Source organism: Henriciella sp. (genome assembly GCF_029936995.1).
Classification (GTDB): Bacteria; Pseudomonadota; Alphaproteobacteria; order Caulobacterales; family Hyphomonadaceae; genus Henriciella.
On sequence record NZ_JAPYRE010000001.1, the window covers coordinates 203,613 to 220,037 of the forward strand.

Consider the following 16,425-nt stretch of genomic DNA (forward strand, 5'->3'; position numbering starts at 1 on the left):
GCCAGAAAGTCCTTGAAGCCTATTCGACCGTCCAGCCGCTGGCGGTGCGATGCGCGTCGAGTGTGATGCCGTCGGATTCGGTCTTTGCACGTTGATGACGCGTAGCCGTGGCATTTCGTGCGCCCGTCAGTCGCAGGAGAATTGCTACGGCGGCTATGATCAGGCCGATTGCTGCGGTGACGACCGCAATCATTCCGGCCATGACGATGACGGCTAGCGCGATAACACCGCGCAGACCCCACCGGGCCACTTCACGCGTGCCATTGGCCAGACGCGACAGGATATTATCGAAGGAAAGGGAAGAGCGGGCTGCGGTCATCTTTGTCTATCTCCTTGATCCAAACATGATACCGGCATTCAGCAAGGTCAATCGGCCTGCGGCATTCTCCCTCAATTCGCCGCAATCATGCCGCGTTCTGCCCGAATGCGGGCATAGGCGCCGGTGATGGCGGCAGCCTTGTCATGCGCGGCCAGTTCGAACTCGCGCGGAGCCCCGTTGCTGACGAGCCGGTCAGGGTGGTTGTCGGCCATGAGCTGGCGGTAGGCGCGCTTGATGTCATCGAAGGCAGCATCGTGGGCGACGCCGAGAATGTGATACGGGTCATCCCGGTCGGGGCCCAGATGGCTGGCGCGAATGCGGCGGAAGGTGGCTTCATCGAACCCGAAATTTTCCGACACTGTGCGCAGGTACTGCATCTCGTCGTCTGTGACGGCCCCATCGGCCCCGGCAATCATGAAGAGGCCGTCCAGGACCCCTTCCAGAAGGCACGGCCGGGCGCTGTATTTCTTGCCGATCCGGCGGGCATAGGCTTCATAGCCGCGCACGGTCTGGCGGGCGATGTTGAAGACGCGGCGGACATTGTTGGCATCTTCGGGCGGCGCGCGGAAGACGCGTGAGAAAACCATGATCTCCCGGTCACTGACGCGCCCGTCGGCGGCCGCCATCTTGGCACCGAGCCCGATTACGGCGGCGGTGAAGCCGACATCTTCCGGATCTGGCGCACAGCCGGCTTCATTCGTCACCGGTTCATCATCGGTAACGTCACTGTCAAACAGGCGCCGGCCGCCATCTATCAGCATTTGCCACAGGCTCATCGGGTACAACTATAGCGGGTTTTGCGATTAAAATCAGGTATGTGTGTTCAATTGTCTTGCGACATATTGTGAACTCAGGTGATCGGATCAGGTTCCGCGGGGTCACTAGCGCCAGAAATGGCCTGTGCCTACAGATGATTTCAGCTATTTATCCGGACTGACGCGCTGAAGTTGTCGTATCGCTCACAATCTTCCATTCGCCATCGATCCGGCGCAGGACGAGTGTGAATAGCCCGCCGGGCGTATCGGTCTCGCGGGCGAGCTGCCATGCGCCATGAACGACGGCGGCATCCGGCGAAAGGAGATTGATTTCCAGATCGTCGAAACTGAGTGTGCCCATTGCTCCGGGGCTGTCGTAACGCGCCTTGTACCGGTTGAGCGTGGTTTCATAGCCGCGTGTCACGTCGCCACCGGAGGCAAAACGCAGCCTGGGTGATTGCCAGTAGCCCTGCATGAACGCGTCAATATCGCCCTCATTCCATGCCGCGTCCTGGGCAGCGAGCATGGCGCGGATGGCCGCCTTGTCAGCTGCGGGTGAGGCTTCCGGCAGGGTTGACTGGCAGGCTGAGAGCAGCAGGGCGAGCCCGGCGGCCAGGAGGGTTATGGAGCGACGCATTGATTTCTTCCCCGTTTTCCGGTGATGAGTGTACGTCATGGCCTGCCAATTGAAACCACCTTTCGCCGTTTCCATCTACGAGGCCGGACCGGTCCCGGCCGGTCGGGGAGTCTTTTTCAAATGCTGATGATGATAACGCTGATTATCGGCGGCCTTTTGCTGCTGTTTGCCGGTGGTGAATTCCTTGTACGTGGATCGGTGGGCGTGGCCCGCAGGCTCGGCATGTCCGAGTTGCTTATCGGCTTGACCCTTGTCGGGTTCGGTACATCCATGCCGGAGCTGGTAACAAGCCTGGAGGCGCTGGCCGAAGGCGCGACGGGCATATCGGTCGGCAATGTGCTCGGCTCGAACGTGGCCAATGTCCTGCTCGTGATCGGGGCGGCCTGCCTGATTTCGCCGATTCTGACGAATCCCCGCGCGCTGGCCCGCGACGGCCTGGTCATGATTGCGGCAACCATCCTGTTTGCTGGCGTGCTCTGGTTCGACGGGTTCACGCGCCTCACGGGGCTGGTCCTTGTCGCGCTGCTGGCCGCCTATCTTGTCACATCGGTGCTGATGGACCGGCGCAGTGGCTCACCGGCGGCCGACGTGCATAGCGGAGAAGCCGAAGTGGTCGAGACGCACGGCCCCCTCTGGCTCTCCCTCCTGCTGGCGCTAGGTGGCATTGCCGGTGTCGTTCTCGGGGCGAAATTCCTGGTGACGGGCGGCTCGGACCTTGCCCGCGTCTTCGGCATATCGGAGACGGTAATCGGCCTCTCGATTGTTGCGGTCGGCACCAGCCTGCCGGAACTCGTGACCTCGATCATGTCGGCGATAAAGGGCAAGTCAGACGTGGCGCTTGGCAATGTTATCGGATCCAACATTTTCAATATCCTCGGCATCATGGGGATCTCGGCGGCGGTCTATCCGTTCAGCATCCTTGCGCCATCTTCAGCGCCTGCTGGAGCACCGGCGGATGTCGAAGCGATGCAGTATGCCCCCGGCGAGAGCCTGGTAACCACGCAGGACATGGGCGCGCTTGCGCTATCGGTCTTCCTGTTGATCCTGTTTGCCTATACGGGACGCAGGCTGGCACGCGGTGAAGGTGTTGTGCTTCTGCTCGCCTATGCCATCTACATGGCGATGAGTTTCAATCTTATACCGATCCCTGGAGGCCCGGCATGACGGACAATATCTATTCCGGTCTCGGACAACTCGGCCAGTCCAGCAGCATACCGGCCTCGCCAGAAGAGGCAGAGCTTGAGCGCGTGGCGAACCCGCATACCGATACGCTCTACCTTGCCCGTTTTACCGCCCCGGAATTTACATCGCTGTGTCCGGTGACGGGTCAGCCGGATTTCGCACATCTGGTGATCGACTATGCGCCGGGTGCATGGCTGGTCGAGAGCAAGAGCCTGAAGCTCTATCTCACTTCGTTCCGCAATCACGGCGCGTTCCATGAGGATTGCACCGTTGCCATCGGCAAGCGGCTGGAGGGCCTGCTGGAGCCGAAATGGCTGCGTATCTATGGCTACTGGTATCCGCGCGGGGGCATCCCGATTGACGTGTTCTGGCAGTCCGGCCCGGTGCCGGAGGGGCTGTATGTGCCCGACACCGGCGTCGCGCCCTATCGCGGGCGGGGCTAGCCTCAGAGGGCTTTGAGGGCCGTCATCCCTTTCCCGTCTCGGCGTGTCTCGAAGCTCGCGACCTTTCTGGTCGTGTAGACTTCCGTCTCGATACCGGAGACCTTGTAGAAGTCCGAGGTCACGTTATCGGCGGTGAGCGTGACGAGCGTGTAGCCATGACCATCCGGGTCATACCAGTCGACATCGGTGTTGGCTTCGGCGAACAGCCTGCCCATGTCCGGCACGTCCTTCACATACTGGCCCAGGCCGGGAGAGGTGACGGATGTGCAGCCGAACTCCACGCCACGCAGTGCGCCGGAGGCGTCATGCAAGGTATTGGCCCAGCCGGTATGGGTGTCGCCTGTCAGGGTGACAAGGCGCGCATCTGCCGCGCTGGCCGCGGCGTAGAGCCGCTCGCGGGCCGCCGGGAAGCCGTCCCAGGCATCGAGGTTGAAGGGCAGGCCGAGCGCGCTGAACGGCACCATTGAGGCGACATAGCCCTTCTGTGCCACGCGTTGCTCAGGGGTCAGCTCTTCCATCAGGTTTGGCGGTCTGACCGTCGCCATTATGACCTGGTTGGCGAGAACCTGCCATGCCTTACCGTTCGTGGTGGAACTCTCGAGTCCGGCGGCGAGCCAGTCTTCCTGCTTTCTGCCCAGCATGGTGCGGCTTTTATCGCGCACACGGGCCATGACAGCTTGCGCTTTTGTCGCAACGTCTTCTTCAGCGACACCTGCGAGTTCCGCGCCCCATGCGATTTCCTCAGACCGGCCGGTGAGGCGGGATTCGAGACAGAAGACGGTGGCCACGTCACCGAAGTCGAACTGGCGGTAGATGCCGCCCAAGGCGCGCCCGGCTTCCGGATCGCGCACCGGCATCCATTCAAGATAGGCCTGTACGGCGGCTTGCTTGCGGTCTGACCAGTTGCCCTCGGTTTCGGGCTGATGGTTTTCAGCGCCGGTTCGATAGGAGTTGTTCGTGCTTTCATGGTCATCCCATGTGCAAAGCCAGGGCGCAGCAGCGTGGGCGGCCTGGAGCATGGGATCGCGCTTGTACTGGGCATGGCGCATCCGGTAGTCGCCAAGCGTGATGATCTCCATGGGCGGTTCATGATTGCGGCCAAGCGCCTGCCCTTGCGTGCCGCCATACCCGTCAACGCCATACTCATAGAGATAATCGCCGAGATGGACGACCGCATCGAGATCTTCGCGCCTTGCGATGTCGTCATAGACGTTGAAATAGCCGAACGGGAAGTTGGAGCAGGAGACAATAGCCAGCCTGACCGGCGCTGTGCCTGAGGCCGCAGCTGTCTTCGTGCGCCCGGCAGGCGAGAGAATGTCGCCAGCAGCAGTTTTCGCGGCGAACTGATAGTAATACACCGTGGCCGGCTCAAGGCCGGTCATGTCGGCTTTCAGGGTGAAATCGCGGGCCGGGGCGGCGTCCATCTGCTGTTCAGAGACAAGGCGCTGCATGGCGCGGTCCCGGTAGACCCTGAGCGTAACCGGGATCGAGGCGGTCGTTTTTTCATCGGCGGGTGTGACGCGTGACCACAGGATGACCCGGTCTGGCAGGGGGTCGCCGGAAGCAACGCCGTGATCGAATGTGGCCTGCCCGGCAAAGGCGGGGCGATTGTCTGTGAGGGGTGTATTCCCCGTTGTTTCGGTCGCGCAGGCAGCCATTCCGGCCGCGCCTGCCCCATAACCCAGAAAATGGCGTCTCGAAATCCTGCTCATGATGGCTTGCCCTCCCTTTGCACGCCTGTTTATCGCCTGATCATGACGAACGAACGAAACCCAGTCTATAAGCTTCAGTCATGAGCAAGCTCACCGCCACCGCCGCGCCAGCCGATAATGGTACCCGGCTCGACCGTTTCCTCTCGGAGCAGTTTCCGGACCTGTCGCGTTCGCGGGCCAAGGCGCTGGTGAAGGAGGGAGCGGTTACGGCCAATGGCACCCTGGCTGACGACCCGAAAGCAGGCGTGCGCGCCGGGCTGACCTATGAGCTCGACATGCCGCCGCCTGTGCCAGCGACACCCGAGCCGGAAGATATTCCTCTGGATGTGCTATTTGAGGATGAGCATCTCCTGCTCGTCAACAAGCCCGCGGGCATGGCCGTGCACCCGGCGCCGGGCAGCTGGCAGGGCACGCTGGTCAATGCGCTTCTGCATCATTGCAAGGGTGAACTGCCGGGGATTGGCGGGGTGGAGCGTCCGGGCATCGTGCACCGCATCGACAAGGGCACGACGGGTGTGCTTGCCGTGGCCAAGACCGAGGCCGCTCACGCAGGTTTGTCAAAACTGTTCAAGGCGCACGATATCGAACGGACCTATCTGGCGATGACGCGCGGGGCGCCGCGTCCACTGGTCGGCACGGTCGACATGGCCATTGCGCGCTCGACCAGCGACCGCAAGAAGATGGCGGTCGTGCGTGATGAGGAGAGCGATGCGGGCCGCAAAGCGGTGACGCACTTCAAGGCGCTTGAGACGTTCGGGGAACTGGACAAGGGAACCGGCCTGCCGGCTGCCGCGCTGATCCAGTGCCAGCTGGAAACGGGCCGGACCCATCAGATCCGGGTGCATATGGCGCATATCGGGGCTTCATTGATCGGCGATCCGACCTATGGCCGTCATCGCGGCATCAAGGCATATGGATCAGGCGAGGCGTTCATCGAGGCCACGACGCTCGCGCGGAAGATGGAGCGTCAGGCGCTGCATGCGGCGAGCCTCGGCTTTGTCCATCCGGTCTCTGGTGAGAAGGTTTTTGCTGAAGCGCCGCTGCCGGAGGATATGGCGGAGCTTTTGACCGCGTTGCGGGCGATGTGAATGTTCCATCCCGAGCCTCTCCGCTTGCAGGGAGGTTCGGGATGGAGTGAGGCCCTTAGCCTGCCGGTTTGAACCAGTCCGGCAGCTTATAGGTCATGCCGAGGTCTTTTGCGACTTGTTCATGGGTGATGTAGCCCTCGGCGACGGTCAGTCCGTGCGCAAGATGGACATTGGTGTTCATCGAGTCACGTGCGCCCTTGTTGGCGATCTGCATGACGAAGGGCAGGGTGGCATTGTTCAGGGCATAGGTGGATGTACGTGGCACAGCGCCCGGCATGTTGGCGACGCAATAGTGAAGCACGCCGTCGACATCATAGATCGGGTCTTCGTGCGTGGTCGGGTGCGAGGTCTCGAAACAGCCGCCCTGGTCGATAGCGATGTCGACGAGAACCGCACCGGGCTTCATTGTCTTGAGCTGTTCGCGTGTGATCAATTTCGGGGCCGAGGCGCCGGGGATCAGGACCGCGCCAATGACGAGATCGGCTTCCTTGACGGCCGCCTCGAGGGACGCCTTGGTGGAATACATGGTCTTCACCAGCCCGCTGAACTGGGCATCGAGTTCGGAGAGGCGGTTATTGTTGCGGTCGAAGATGGTAACATCTGCGCGCATGCCAACGGCGATCTCTGCGGCATTGGTGCCGGAGACGCCGCCGCCGACAATGATCACCTTGGCTGGCTGGGTGCCCGGTACGCCACCGAGCAACAGGCCGCGGCCGCGCTTGGTACGCATCAGCGCCCATGCCGCTACCTGCATGGACATGCGCCCGGCCACCTGGCTCATCGGGCGAAGCAGCGGCAGTCCGCCGGACGGCTCGGTCACGGTCTCGTAGGCAATCGCGGTGCAGCCGGAGTCGATGAGGCCCTTGGCCTGGACCGGATCGGGCGCAAGGTGGAGATAGGTGAAGAGGGTGTGATCGGGTGTGAGCTTCGCGGTCTCTTCCGGCTGGGGCTCTTTCACCTTCACGATCAGTTCGGCGGATTTGAAAACCGCATCGGCGTCGGCGACGATCGTTGCGCCAACGGCTTCATATTCCTCGTCGGAAAGGCCTGAGCCGATGCCTGCACCCTTCTGAACGAAGACCTCATGACCGGCATCGACCAGGTCGCCAACACTCTCCGGGGTCAGCCCGACACGGGATTCCTGTTTCTTGATCTCAGTCGGCACACCAATGCGCATGGTCTTCCTCCAGCAATGAAAGATTGTGATCTAGCTGTGCGGCTAGATCGTTATTGCCAAATTTGCAAGGTGAATTGGCTGAAACGTGCGCCTTAATCACCCCTGAGGGAATATCCTGCCGAGCGAACTGTGCGGATCGGATCATCGCCACCGCGGCTCATCAATGCCTTGCGCAGCCGGCCGACATGGACGTCAACGGTACGGGCCTCGACATAGACATCCGAGCCCCAGACGCCATCGAGCAGCTGTTCGCGCGAGAAGACGCGGCCCGGATGCTGGATGAAATAGTCGAGCAGGCGGAATTCCGTCGGGCCGAGATGGATATCCAGCTGGTTGCGGCTGACCATGTGCGTGGTGCGGTCCACGGTTATGTCGCCAACCGTAACCTTGTCTTCGACCAGGGCCGGGCGGATACGGCGCAGAACGGCGCGTACACGGGCCATGAGTTCGGTCGTCGAGAAAGGTTTGGTGACATAATCGTCCGCACCTGTATCGAGGCCGCGGATGCGGTCGGCTTCTTCGGTGCGGGCCGTCAGCATGATGACAGGAAGGTTGGCGGTATCTGCCTTTGAGCGGATACGGCGGCAGACCTCGATACCCGGTACCTTGGGCAGCATCCAGTCGAGCAGGACCAGATCCGGGACACGTTCGTCCAGTTGTATCATCGCCTCGTCGCCATCCGGCGCAATGGCGGTTTCATAGCCTTCGCGCTCAAGATTGTATCTCAGAAGTTCGGCAACCGCCTTTTCATCTTCAGCAATCAGGACGAACGGTTTCAACTTGTGCCTCCCGTCCGCTTGAGGCGGTCCTCGACGTGGTCGCCCGTCGCGGTCTCGCCTGTAACCATGTAGTAGACGGCTTTGGCGATATTCGTCGCGTGGTCTCCGACGCGTTCAAGATTCTTGGCCATGAAGATCAGATGTGTGTTGGAGCCGATCTGGCGCGGATCTTCCATCATGTAGGTCAGGGTTTCACGGAAGAAGGAGGTGTAGTGGTCGTCGATGTCGTCATCGAGCTCGAGCACCTTGATAGAGGCCTCCACGTCCTGGCGCAGATAAGCATCGAGCGCGGTCTGTAGCTGGTGCGATACAGCGCGGGCCATGCGCTCGATCCCTTTCAGCGCGGCGCGGTTCTCGTCGCCGGTCAGCTCAAGGCAACGCTTGCCGATATTCTTGCAGAGGTCGCCGATGCGTTCGATGTCGCCAGCGAGTTTCATGGCGCCGAGCACGGCACGCAGGTCCGCCGCCATTGGATGGCGCAAGGCGATCAGGCGGATGATTGCCTTTTCGGCCTCGGCTTCGAGTTCGTCGATCGACTCATCGCGCTTGATGACCTGGCGGGCCAGCTCGAGATCATAGGTCATGACCGCGCGGCTCACATCATTGATCATGGCCTCGGCCAGACCGCCCATGCGCAGGAGGTTTGCCGACAGGTGCTCAAGTTCGTCGGTAAAGGCGGTAACGATATGTTCTGACATGGGGCTTTCGTTCCGGGTCATTATCCAAAGCGGCCTGTGATGTAATCCTGTGTGCGGCTGTCTTCCGGATTGGTGAATATACGCTCGGTATCTCCATACTCTACCAGCTTTCCGAGATGGAAGAAGGCTGTTCTCTGGGAGACGCGTGCGGCCTGCTGCATCGAGTGGGTCACGATGACGATGCAGTAGCGTTCGCGAAGCTCGTCTATGAGCTCCTCGATACGGGCGGTGGCGATCGGGTCAAGCGCCGAGCAGGGCTCGTCCATCAGAATGACTTCGGGGCTGACAGCAATCGCGCGGGCAATACACAGGCGCTGCTGCTGCCCGCCCGACAGGCTTGTGCCAGGTGCTGTCAGGCGATCCTTCACCTCGTCCCAGAGGCCAGCCTTGATCAGCGCGGATTCCACGATGCCATCAAGCTCGTGCTTGCCGGCAGCAAGACCGTGGATGCGCGGGCCATAGGCGATGTTGTCATAGATGGATTTCGGGAAGGGGTTAGGCTTCTGAAAAACCATGCCGACGCGTGAGCGCAGCAGGACAGGGTCGATGGAGTGGTCGTTGATATCGGCACCGTCCATGTAGATCTTGCCGCGGACTTTCGCGATCTCGATCGTGTCGTTCATGCGGTTGATACAACGCAGGAAGGTTGACTTGCCGCAGCCCGACGGGCCGATGAGCGATGTAACGGCCCTGTCCTGAATGGGCAGGGAGACGTCAAAGATCGCCTGCTTGTCGTCGTAGAAAACGTCGATGTTCCGGCAATCGACTTTAATCATTTCAGCCATGTTCTCGGCCTGCCTGGGTGTGGTGGTTTCGGTGAAGTCTTCGACATTTCCGTCCATGACTACCATCTCCTTTCGAACCGGCGTCTCAAGATGATTGCAAACAGGTTCATCAAGACGAGGAATACGAGCAACACGATGATGGCGGCGGCCGTCTGGGGCTCCCATGCCCGTTCGGCGCCTGTCGACCATTTGTATATCAGAACTGGCAGCACCGTCGATTCATCTGTCGGGCTGTCGGGCACTTCGGCGACAAATGCGACCATGCCAATCAGGAGCAGCGGGGCTGTCTCACCGATCGCACGGGCCATCCCGATGATTGCGCCGGTCAGGATACCAGGCGCGGCAAGCGGCAGGACATGGTGGAACACCGATTGTGTCTTCGAGGCGCCGACGCCGAGGGCTGCATCGCGAATTGAGGGCGGGACAGACTTAAGGGCCGCGCGTGAGGCGATGATGACGGTCGGCAGAACGAGCAGGCCGAGCACGAGACCGCCGACAAGCGGCACCGATCTCGGCAGTCCCATGAAGTTGATGAAGACAGCCGCGCCAAGAAGGCCGAACACGATGGAAGGCACTGCGGCGAGATTATTGATATTGACCTCGATCAGGTCCGTCATCCGGTTCTTGGGCGCGAACTCCTCTAGGTAGACGGCTGCAAAGATGCCAACGGGAATGGCCAGCAATGCGGTCACCATCATGGTCAGCAGGGATCCGACGATGGCTGCTGCCGTCCCGGCCAGTTCCGGATAGGTGCTGTCGGAATTGGTAAACAGGGATGTGTTGAGGACGCTCTTGATGCGGCCCTGGTCCTTGAGCAGCATTGTCCAGGCAAGCTGGCGGTCCGTGACCGTGCGATTTTCCTGCCCCTGTTCGAGAACGAGTGCGGCTCCCTGGGTATCGGCCCCGGGCATTGTACGTGCACCGGCAACGTAGGCCAGGCTGGCTGTGGTGTCTGTAATGTCCGTCGCCCGGAACCAGGTCTGCCCCATCTGTATGAGTGCGGTCGGTTCATTATCGCCTGCGCCCTGGGCGCGGAAGCGTTCAATGGCGTTCGCGATATCGGCCCCGGCTGTATCACGGCCGAACTCCACGACGACCGTGTCTTCAAGGCTGCCCGAAACAGGCGTGATGGCCCCCAGCTTGACCTGTGTGCGGTTGCTGACCCCGCCTTTCAGGTAAAGGTCGATATCATCAGCCAGGGCCACCGAGAAGGATTGCCGGGTTCCCACGGTTTCGGGCCGGTCTGCGGTCTCGCGCGCGATTGGCAGGACGGCAAGGCGCGTGAACATGCCATAGAGTTCACGTTGCAGGTTACGATCTGCATCTTCAGGCAGGAACTGAGCGGCCAGTTCATCCTGTAGCAGCAGGTTGAACCCGCTTACATTGCGCTCAATGGCACCGGGGTCGCGTGTCCCGGAAGGATCGACCTGAGCGGCCTCCAGCGTGGTGTCAAACGTAAGAACGTGGCGTGAAAAGGCCGATGACGCCTGGCCAAAAATGGAAATGAGCAGCGTGACCAGCGCCACCACGGCAATGCCGATGGCAACCTGGCCATAGAGCTTGAACCGGCGCTCGGCGGCGTGGCGGGTCTTCAGGCGTTTCAGGGCCTCTTCAGTAATGAAGGAGCCCTGCGGAGAGGCGTTTGGCGGGGCCGGGCTACTCATACTTTTCCCTGTATTTCTGGACGACGCGGAGGGCGATCAGATTGAACACCAGTGTCACGATGAAAAGGACAAAACCGAGCGCGAAAGCCGAGAGGGTCTTGGCGCTGTCGAATTCGGTGTCGCCGGTCAGAAGGGCGACAATCTGCACGGTAATGGTGGTAAGGTCGGCGGTCGGGTCAGGCGTGATCTGTGCGCGCTGGCCAGCCGCCATGACCACGATCATCGTTTCGCCAATGGCACGTGAAACGGCAAGCAGAAGGGCGGCGATCACGCCCGGCAGAGCGGCCGGCATGACAACCTGCTTGACCGTTTCCGACTTTGTGGCGCCGATGGCGTAGGCCCCGTCGCGCAAGGTTTGCGGCACGGCGTTGATGACGTCATCCGACAGGGAGGAAACGAACGGGATGATCATGATGCCCATGACAATGCCAGCAGCGAGCGCACTGGTGGGCTGCGCTGCGAGCAGGCCATCCGGAACGACTGGCAGGCCATTGATCCACGTTGCAATATTTCGCACCAGCGGAGCGACGAACTGAAGGGCGAAGAAGCCGTAGACAACGGTCGGGATGCCGGCGAGGAGCTCGAGGATCGGTTTGACGATGCCGCGGAAGCGCGGGCTGGCATATTCAGACAGGTAGATGGCGGAAAGCAGGCCTATGGGGGCCGCCACAAGCATGGCGAGTGCGGCGATCATGAACGTGCCGAAGAAGAGGGGTATGGCCCCGAAGTCCGCGCCGGTCTGGGCATTCCACTCTGTGCCGAACAGGAAGCTCAGCACTGGCACGCGTGAGAAGAAACGCAGCGCCTCGAAGAACAGGCTGGCGACGATGCCGATTGTTGTCGCAATGGCGATTGCGGCGCACAGGAACAGCATGATCTTGATGCCGTCCTCGACGCGGGCACGCGCGCGGAACTGGGTTGAGAGCCTGCGCTTGGCGAAGAAGAAGCCGAGGGCTGCGGCGGAAAGGGCCAGGACGAGGGCAATGATGCGCGACAGACCCAGAAGATCGGTGTAGCGCGCCGATGCGGCGTCAAAGAGGGCGTTGCCAGTCGATGAGGCATCGCTTCTCGCAGCATGTTCAGCAATCCGGTCAAGATACTGGCCGAGTTCGAGCGAGCCAAGATCACGTATGCGTTGTGGCAGTTCGTTCGCCAGCTCGGCGCGGACGATGGACTCGCCGAATAGTCCGTACAGGACAAGTATCAGCGCTGCCGGACCGACAGTCGCCATGGCAACGAAATAGCCATGATAGTTCGGTTGGGAGTTCAGCCGCTCACTGGCGCCACGCCCGACAAGCACAGCCTCGGTGCGTCCGGCGAAAAAGGATACGAACCCCGCTGCAGCCAGAACGGCAAAAAGCAGCCAGGCAACTGGAAGATGTCCAAACGTTTCAAGCATGCAGCCACACTGATTCCGAGCCCATCTGAGGGCCTCTTAACGCGGCTGCTTGACACATATGTGACACACGCTGCGTACAAGCAGATTATTTGGCAGGCGGAGTATTTTCAGGGAAGGCGGGCAGGCTTGAGACTGCGATCTCTGCATGTGTTACCGGGTGAAGGAAACGCAGTGCGTTAGCGTGCAGACAAAGGCGGTTACCGGCGGTTTCATTCCCGTAAAGACGGTCTCCGGCAATGGGATGGCCTATTGCCGCGAGATGCAGCCGCAACTGGTGTGTCCGCCCGGTGACAGGCGTGAGCCGTAGCCAGGCGCGGCCGGGCACAAGCTGTATGAGCGCCCAGTGCGTCAGGGCCGGTTTCCCGGTCTCCAGGTCAATGCGTCTCAAGGGGCGCTCATTCCAGTCCCGCCCGATCGGAAGGGCGATCTCTCCGGACTCTGCCTCCGGATGACCTTCAACGATGGCGTCATATGTCTTTGTGACAGTCCGGGACCGGAAGGCTTGCGACAGGGCCATGCCTGTTTGCTGGTCACGGGCGAAGACAATCAGTCCTGACGTATCCATATCCAGCCGGTGAACGGCATGAAGCGCACCGAATCGTGGTGCGAGGCGGGAGATCGCGCAGTCCTGCTTGTCCGGGCCGCGTCCTGGCACAGAGAGGAGGCCGGCGGGCTTGTCCGCCACGACGATCCAGTCATCCGCATACTGAATGGCAGGAGGTGTGTCAGGCGGTGTGTAGAGCCTTGGAGGCGGCGGGGCAGGCGCCATCAGCTCTGGGCTGGCAGGTTCTCGCCATCCGTCACGGGCAGCCAGACGCCGAACGTGGCACCTTCGCCTTCGCGGCTGGCCACGCCCAGCCCGCCACGGTGACGCGCCATTATGTGCTTGACGATCGCCAGGCCAAGCCCGGTGCCTTCAATCTCTCCACCGCGGCTTTCATCTGCACGATAGAAGCGTTCGCCAAGACGCGACAGATGCTGGCGTGAAATACCGGGCCCATGGTCGCGTACACTGATCCAGGTGGCTTGAGCTTCGGCGGAGGCGCGCGGCTGCAGGAGGGTCGAGCTGGCGGCATGGCGCTCATGCAGGAGGGCATTCTGCCCGGCTTCTTTCATCGAGCAGTTCGTGCCGACAGTGACAACCACTTCGTCGCCTTCGGTTGAGTACTTGATGGCGTTGCCGACAAGGTTCTGGATGACCTGTGCGACTTCTTCCCATTTGGCCGTGATCGGAATCGTGCCGGGCTGAATTTCGACCTGCAGCTTGATGGACCTGTCGGCGGCCAGTGGTTGCAGGGACATGATCGTGCGAGCCACGACATCGCTGAGGTCGATGATCGTGTCAGGGGCCTTGTGCTCGCTGAACTCGATCCGGGAGAGGGACAGGAGGTCAGCCACCAGGTGGCGCATGCGTTCGGTCTGCTGGTGCATGATTTCCAGGAAGCCGTCCCAGGATTCACGATCGTCACGAGCCGGGCCAAGCATGGTCTCGATGAAGCCGGCAAGTGCTGTCAGCGGTGTTCTCAGCTCGTGGCTGGCATTGGCCAGGAAGTCCGCGCGGGCGCGTTCGGCCCGGTGAACCGCGGTGCGGTCTTCGACAACGATGAAGACACTCTCCCTGTCCGGGCCGGGGGTAAGGTGTGCAAGCCACAGTTCGTCACCCTCGCCGGTGAGGAACTCGACGCGTTCACGGGCCCCGGTCCGGGCGACGCGATCCGTTGCGGAGAGTACGTCTGGCTGGCGGATAATCACGGATTTGAGCGCGCCTTCAATCCGGGAAATGCGAAACAGCTTCTCGGCATGCTGGTTCGCCACCTCGATGCGCTCGTCTTTCGAGATATAGACAGCCGGGAAGGGCAGGGCGAGCACCAGCGAACGTATGGTCCTGTCCAGGGTAACGGGTTGTCCGGCAGCATCGGCGCGCGGATCGAGATAGGGTTCCGGCGGAACAGAGCCGACATAGTAGGCCAATCCTCCAGCGAACAGGACAATCGCTGCCATCACACCCTCGATGAAGCCGAGGGCGCCAGAGGCGACCAGCAAGGCTATGAGGCCGGCGGCGCCGGAAGTCAGGACAATGAAGTCTCTCGCTCGCTCAGGGCGGCGGACAATTCGTTTGCCATTATGTCGTTCGCTTGCAGACATACACTTTCCAACCAGCAATCCTGCGCGCTGACAAGCTGTCATGCGCTTTCTGTCAGTCTTTGTTCACGCACAAGATGTACGAAATCTCAATACCATTGTGTTGCAAATGCAACGATTGCAAGAGGTTATCGAAATTCAATAATTTTTTGTTGACAGTCGAGTAGTCGCCTCCTAGAGCCAAAGCTCGAAATGTATGAGGACTGCATGAAAAAGGCATGGCTGATATTTGGAGCGCTGGCGCTGACCGGGTGTGCCAATCTGTCAGACATGGCGGGAGAGCCGGTCGCGGTGTTTCCGGTCGCCCCGGAGGCACCGGAAAGCTGGGCGGCTGCCGGTGTAACGGGTGAGGCACCCGAAGGCGACTGGCTGGCCCAGTTCAACGATCCTGCCATGGAGGCCCTTGTTGCTGAAACCCTGCAGGCCAATCCCGATCTGCGAGGACAGTACTTCACCGTGCAGTCCGCGCGTGCACAGGCACGCGGTGTTTATGGCCGCTCCCTGCCAAACGTAACGGCGGGGGGATCGGCCGGTGTTGCGACAACCTATAACGAAGCGCTCGATGAACGCTTTACCGACCCGACTTACAGCCTGGGTGCGGATGCTTCCTGGACGGCTGACCTCTGGGGCCGCATCGGCAAGGGCATAGAGGCGGCCGAAGCAACGCTGGCCGCCACACGGGCCGATTATGATTCGGCACGGCTTTCACTGGCCGCCCAGACCGCGATTGCTTGGACGGACCTGAATGAGGCGGTCGCGCAGGAAACCGTCGCCGTCCAGACGGTTGAAGCGCGTGAGCGTGTTCTGAAACTGACCGAACGCCGGCTGGCCCGTGGCCTGACCGAAGCGCTTGATGTGCGTCTTGCCCGCAGTGCGCTTGCAACCGCTGAGGCATCTGTCGCTTCGCGGCGCCAGGCGCGTGGCAATGCCGTGCGGCGCCTGGAAATACTTGTTGGCCGGTATCCGGCTAATGAGATCGAGGCACCTGGCGTATTGCCGGATCTTGCCCCGATCCGGGACGCGGGCACGCCCGTGATGCTGCTGTCTCGCCGTCCGGACGTTGCTGCGGCTGAAGCGCGGGTAAGGGCGGCGGGCTTGAGGGCTGAGCAGGCGCGGCTCGCGCTTTTGCCGAGCCTGACACTGACAGCCTCCGCCAATACGAATGAAACCGATCTGGGCGATGTTCTGGATCCGACCCGTATTGCTGCCAATGCAATTGCATCGCTGGCCCAGCCCGTCTTCAATGGCGGTGCGTTGCGTGCAGACCGCGATGCTGCGATTGCAGATGCGGAGGCCGCACTTTCCGGCTATGCGGCCAATGTCCTGGTCGCCTGGCGGGAGACCGAGGATGCGATTGCCGCCGACCGGTGGCTTGCCCGGCAGGTCGAAGCCCAGCAGCGGGCCCTGGACGAGGCAGTTGAGGCTGAAGAGCTGGCCACACGACAGTATTCCAATGGCCTGATCACGATCTTCAACCTGGTCGATGCCCAGACCCGCAGACTTAACGCCGAAAGCACACTCATCGCCGCACGCTCAGCACGCGTGTCAAACCGTATCGCCTTCCATCTGGCTATTGGGGGCGGGATTCCGGGAGAGCCGGGCTCCGAAATTTCTGATATAATAGCGCCCTGAGAAGAGACCTCCC

16 protein-coding genes are annotated in these 16,425 nt (G+C 61.3%); 4 read left to right on the top strand and 12 right to left on the bottom strand.

Annotated features, from left to right (window positions below):
- Window positions 1-19 precede the first annotated feature (19 nt).
- From Q1K31_RS01030 to Q1K31_RS01040, 3 genes are all read right to left on the bottom strand, one after another.
- A complete protein-coding gene (locus tag Q1K31_RS01030) occupies window positions 20-319 on the bottom strand; it encodes a hypothetical protein (RefSeq protein WP_300375762.1) in 300 nt (99 codons plus the stop codon).
- Between the two features lie 71 nt (window positions 320-390).
- Window positions 391-1,080, bottom strand: a complete 690-nt coding sequence (locus tag Q1K31_RS01035; RefSeq protein WP_300375764.1) for a molecular chaperone DjiA — start codon at window positions 1,078-1,080, stop codon at window positions 391-393.
- 163 nt (window positions 1,081-1,243) lie between these two features.
- Complete coding sequence (locus Q1K31_RS01040) at window positions 1,244-1,711, bottom strand: nuclear transport factor 2 family protein (protein ID WP_300375767.1); 468 nt, start codon at window positions 1,709-1,711, stop codon at window positions 1,244-1,246.
- A 120-nt stretch (window positions 1,712-1,831) separates the two neighbouring features.
- Here Q1K31_RS01040 and Q1K31_RS01045 point away from each other — a divergent pair, with 120 nt between their 5' ends.
- Window positions 1,832-2,875 (top strand): calcium/sodium antiporter, encoded by a 1,044-nt coding sequence (locus Q1K31_RS01045; protein ID WP_300375770.1) that lies wholly within the window; start codon window positions 1,832-1,834, stop codon window positions 2,873-2,875.
- A complete protein-coding gene (gene queF / locus Q1K31_RS01050) occupies window positions 2,872-3,336 on the top strand; it encodes a preQ(1) synthase (RefSeq protein ID WP_300375773.1) in 465 nt (154 codons plus the stop codon). The genes Q1K31_RS01045 and queF overlap by 4 nt, the downstream gene beginning before the upstream one ends.
- Window positions 3,337-3,338: 2 nt before the next feature.
- On the opposite strand, the gene Q1K31_RS01055 is transcribed toward queF, so the two are convergent.
- A complete protein-coding gene (locus Q1K31_RS01055) occupies window positions 3,339-5,048 on the bottom strand; it encodes an alkaline phosphatase D family protein (protein ID WP_300375775.1) in 1,710 nt (569 codons plus the stop codon).
- A gap of 80 nt (window positions 5,049-5,128) precedes the next feature.
- Between Q1K31_RS01055 and Q1K31_RS01060 the strand changes: the two genes are divergently transcribed.
- On the top strand, window positions 5,129-6,136 hold the full coding sequence (locus Q1K31_RS01060; protein WP_300375779.1) for an RluA family pseudouridine synthase: 1,008 nt from the start codon (window positions 5,129-5,131) through the stop codon (window positions 6,134-6,136).
- Between the two features lie 55 nt (window positions 6,137-6,191).
- Here the strand turns inward: Q1K31_RS01060 and ald are convergent, their stop codons facing one another.
- From ald to Q1K31_RS01100, 8 genes are all read right to left on the bottom strand, one after another.
- Complete coding sequence (gene ald, locus Q1K31_RS01065) at window positions 6,192-7,313, bottom strand: alanine dehydrogenase (protein ID WP_300375782.1); 1,122 nt, start codon at window positions 7,311-7,313, stop codon at window positions 6,192-6,194.
- A gap of 92 nt (window positions 7,314-7,405) precedes the next feature.
- Window positions 7,406-8,092, bottom strand: coding sequence for a phosphate regulon transcriptional regulator PhoB (gene phoB / locus Q1K31_RS01070; RefSeq protein WP_300375785.1), 687 nt, complete (start codon window positions 8,090-8,092; stop codon window positions 7,406-7,408).
- On the bottom strand, window positions 8,089-8,790 hold the full coding sequence (phoU, locus tag Q1K31_RS01075; RefSeq protein ID WP_300375788.1) for a phosphate signaling complex protein PhoU: 702 nt from the start codon (window positions 8,788-8,790) through the stop codon (window positions 8,089-8,091). Before phoU ends, phoB begins: the two co-directional genes overlap by 4 nt.
- 20 nt (window positions 8,791-8,810) lie before the next feature.
- Entirely contained in the window at window positions 8,811-9,575 is a 765-nt protein-coding gene (gene pstB, locus Q1K31_RS01080; protein ID WP_300377023.1) for a phosphate ABC transporter ATP-binding protein PstB, read from the bottom strand.
- A 59-nt stretch (window positions 9,576-9,634) separates the two neighbouring features.
- Window positions 9,635-11,239, bottom strand: coding sequence for a phosphate ABC transporter permease PstA (gene pstA, locus Q1K31_RS01085; RefSeq protein ID WP_300375791.1), 1,605 nt, complete (start codon window positions 11,237-11,239; stop codon window positions 9,635-9,637).
- Window positions 11,232-12,638, bottom strand: coding sequence for a phosphate ABC transporter permease subunit PstC (gene pstC / locus Q1K31_RS01090; RefSeq protein ID WP_300375794.1), 1,407 nt, complete (start codon window positions 12,636-12,638; stop codon window positions 11,232-11,234). Before pstC ends, pstA begins: the two co-directional genes overlap by 8 nt.
- An 85-nt stretch (window positions 12,639-12,723) precedes the next feature.
- Window positions 12,724-13,407 carry an RluA family pseudouridine synthase gene (locus tag Q1K31_RS01095; RefSeq protein ID WP_300375797.1) on the bottom strand — a complete coding sequence of 228 codons (684 nt, stop codon included), beginning with the start codon at window positions 13,405-13,407 and terminating at the stop codon, window positions 12,724-12,726.
- Window positions 13,407-14,783: an ATP-binding protein gene (locus Q1K31_RS01100; RefSeq protein WP_300375800.1), complete on the bottom strand. Its 1,377-nt coding sequence runs from the start codon at window positions 14,781-14,783 to the stop codon at window positions 13,407-13,409. The genes Q1K31_RS01095 and Q1K31_RS01100 overlap by 1 nt, the downstream gene beginning before the upstream one ends.
- A 204-nt stretch (window positions 14,784-14,987) precedes the next feature.
- Here Q1K31_RS01100 and Q1K31_RS01105 point away from each other — a divergent pair, with 204 nt between their 5' ends.
- A complete protein-coding gene (locus tag Q1K31_RS01105; RefSeq protein ID WP_300375802.1) occupies window positions 14,988-16,412 on the top strand; it encodes an efflux transporter outer membrane subunit in 1,425 nt (474 codons plus the stop codon).
- Window positions 16,413-16,425: the final 13 nt, after the last annotated feature.

Excerpts from the sequence above, each read along its gene's own strand:
- Q1K31_RS01030 (WP_300375762.1), bottom strand. The coding sequence starts at position 319 with ATGACCGCAGCCCGCTCTTCCCTTTCCTTCGATAATATCCTGTCGCGT.
- Q1K31_RS01035 (WP_300375764.1), bottom strand. The coding sequence starts at position 1,080 with ATGCTGATAGATGGCGGCCGGCGCCTGTTTGACAGTGACGTTACCGAT.
- Q1K31_RS01040 (WP_300375767.1), bottom strand. The coding sequence starts at position 1,711 with ATGCGTCGCTCCATAACCCTCCTGGCCGCCGGGCTCGCCCTGCTGCTC.
- Q1K31_RS01045 (WP_300375770.1), top strand. The coding sequence starts at position 1,832 with ATGCTGATGATGATAACGCTGATTATCGGCGGCCTTTTGCTGCTGTTT.
- queF (WP_300375773.1), top strand. The coding sequence starts at position 2,872 with ATGACGGACAATATCTATTCCGGTCTCGGACAACTCGGCCAGTCCAGC.
- Q1K31_RS01055 (WP_300375775.1), bottom strand. The coding sequence starts at position 5,048 with ATGAGCAGGATTTCGAGACGCCATTTTCTGGGTTATGGGGCAGGCGCG.
- Q1K31_RS01060 (WP_300375779.1), top strand. The coding sequence starts at position 5,129 with ATGAGCAAGCTCACCGCCACCGCCGCGCCAGCCGATAATGGTACCCGG.
- ald (WP_300375782.1), bottom strand. The coding sequence starts at position 7,313 with ATGCGCATTGGTGTGCCGACTGAGATCAAGAAACAGGAATCCCGTGTC.
- phoU (WP_300375788.1), bottom strand. The coding sequence starts at position 8,790 with ATGTCAGAACATATCGTTACCGCCTTTACCGACGAACTTGAGCACCTG.
- pstB (WP_300377023.1), bottom strand. The coding sequence starts at position 9,575 with ATGGCTGAAATGATTAAAGTCGATTGCCGGAACATCGACGTTTTCTAC.
- pstA (WP_300375791.1), bottom strand. The coding sequence starts at position 11,239 with ATGAGTAGCCCGGCCCCGCCAAACGCCTCTCCGCAGGGCTCCTTCATT.
- pstC (WP_300375794.1), bottom strand. The coding sequence starts at position 12,638 with ATGCTTGAAACGTTTGGACATCTTCCAGTTGCCTGGCTGCTTTTTGCC.
- Q1K31_RS01095 (WP_300375797.1), bottom strand. The coding sequence starts at position 13,407 with ATGGCGCCTGCCCCGCCGCCTCCAAGGCTCTACACACCGCCTGACACA.
- Q1K31_RS01100 (WP_300375800.1), bottom strand. The coding sequence starts at position 14,783 with ATGTCTGCAAGCGAACGACATAATGGCAAACGAATTGTCCGCCGCCCT.
- Q1K31_RS01105 (WP_300375802.1), top strand. The coding sequence starts at position 14,988 with ATGAAAAAGGCATGGCTGATATTTGGAGCGCTGGCGCTGACCGGGTGT.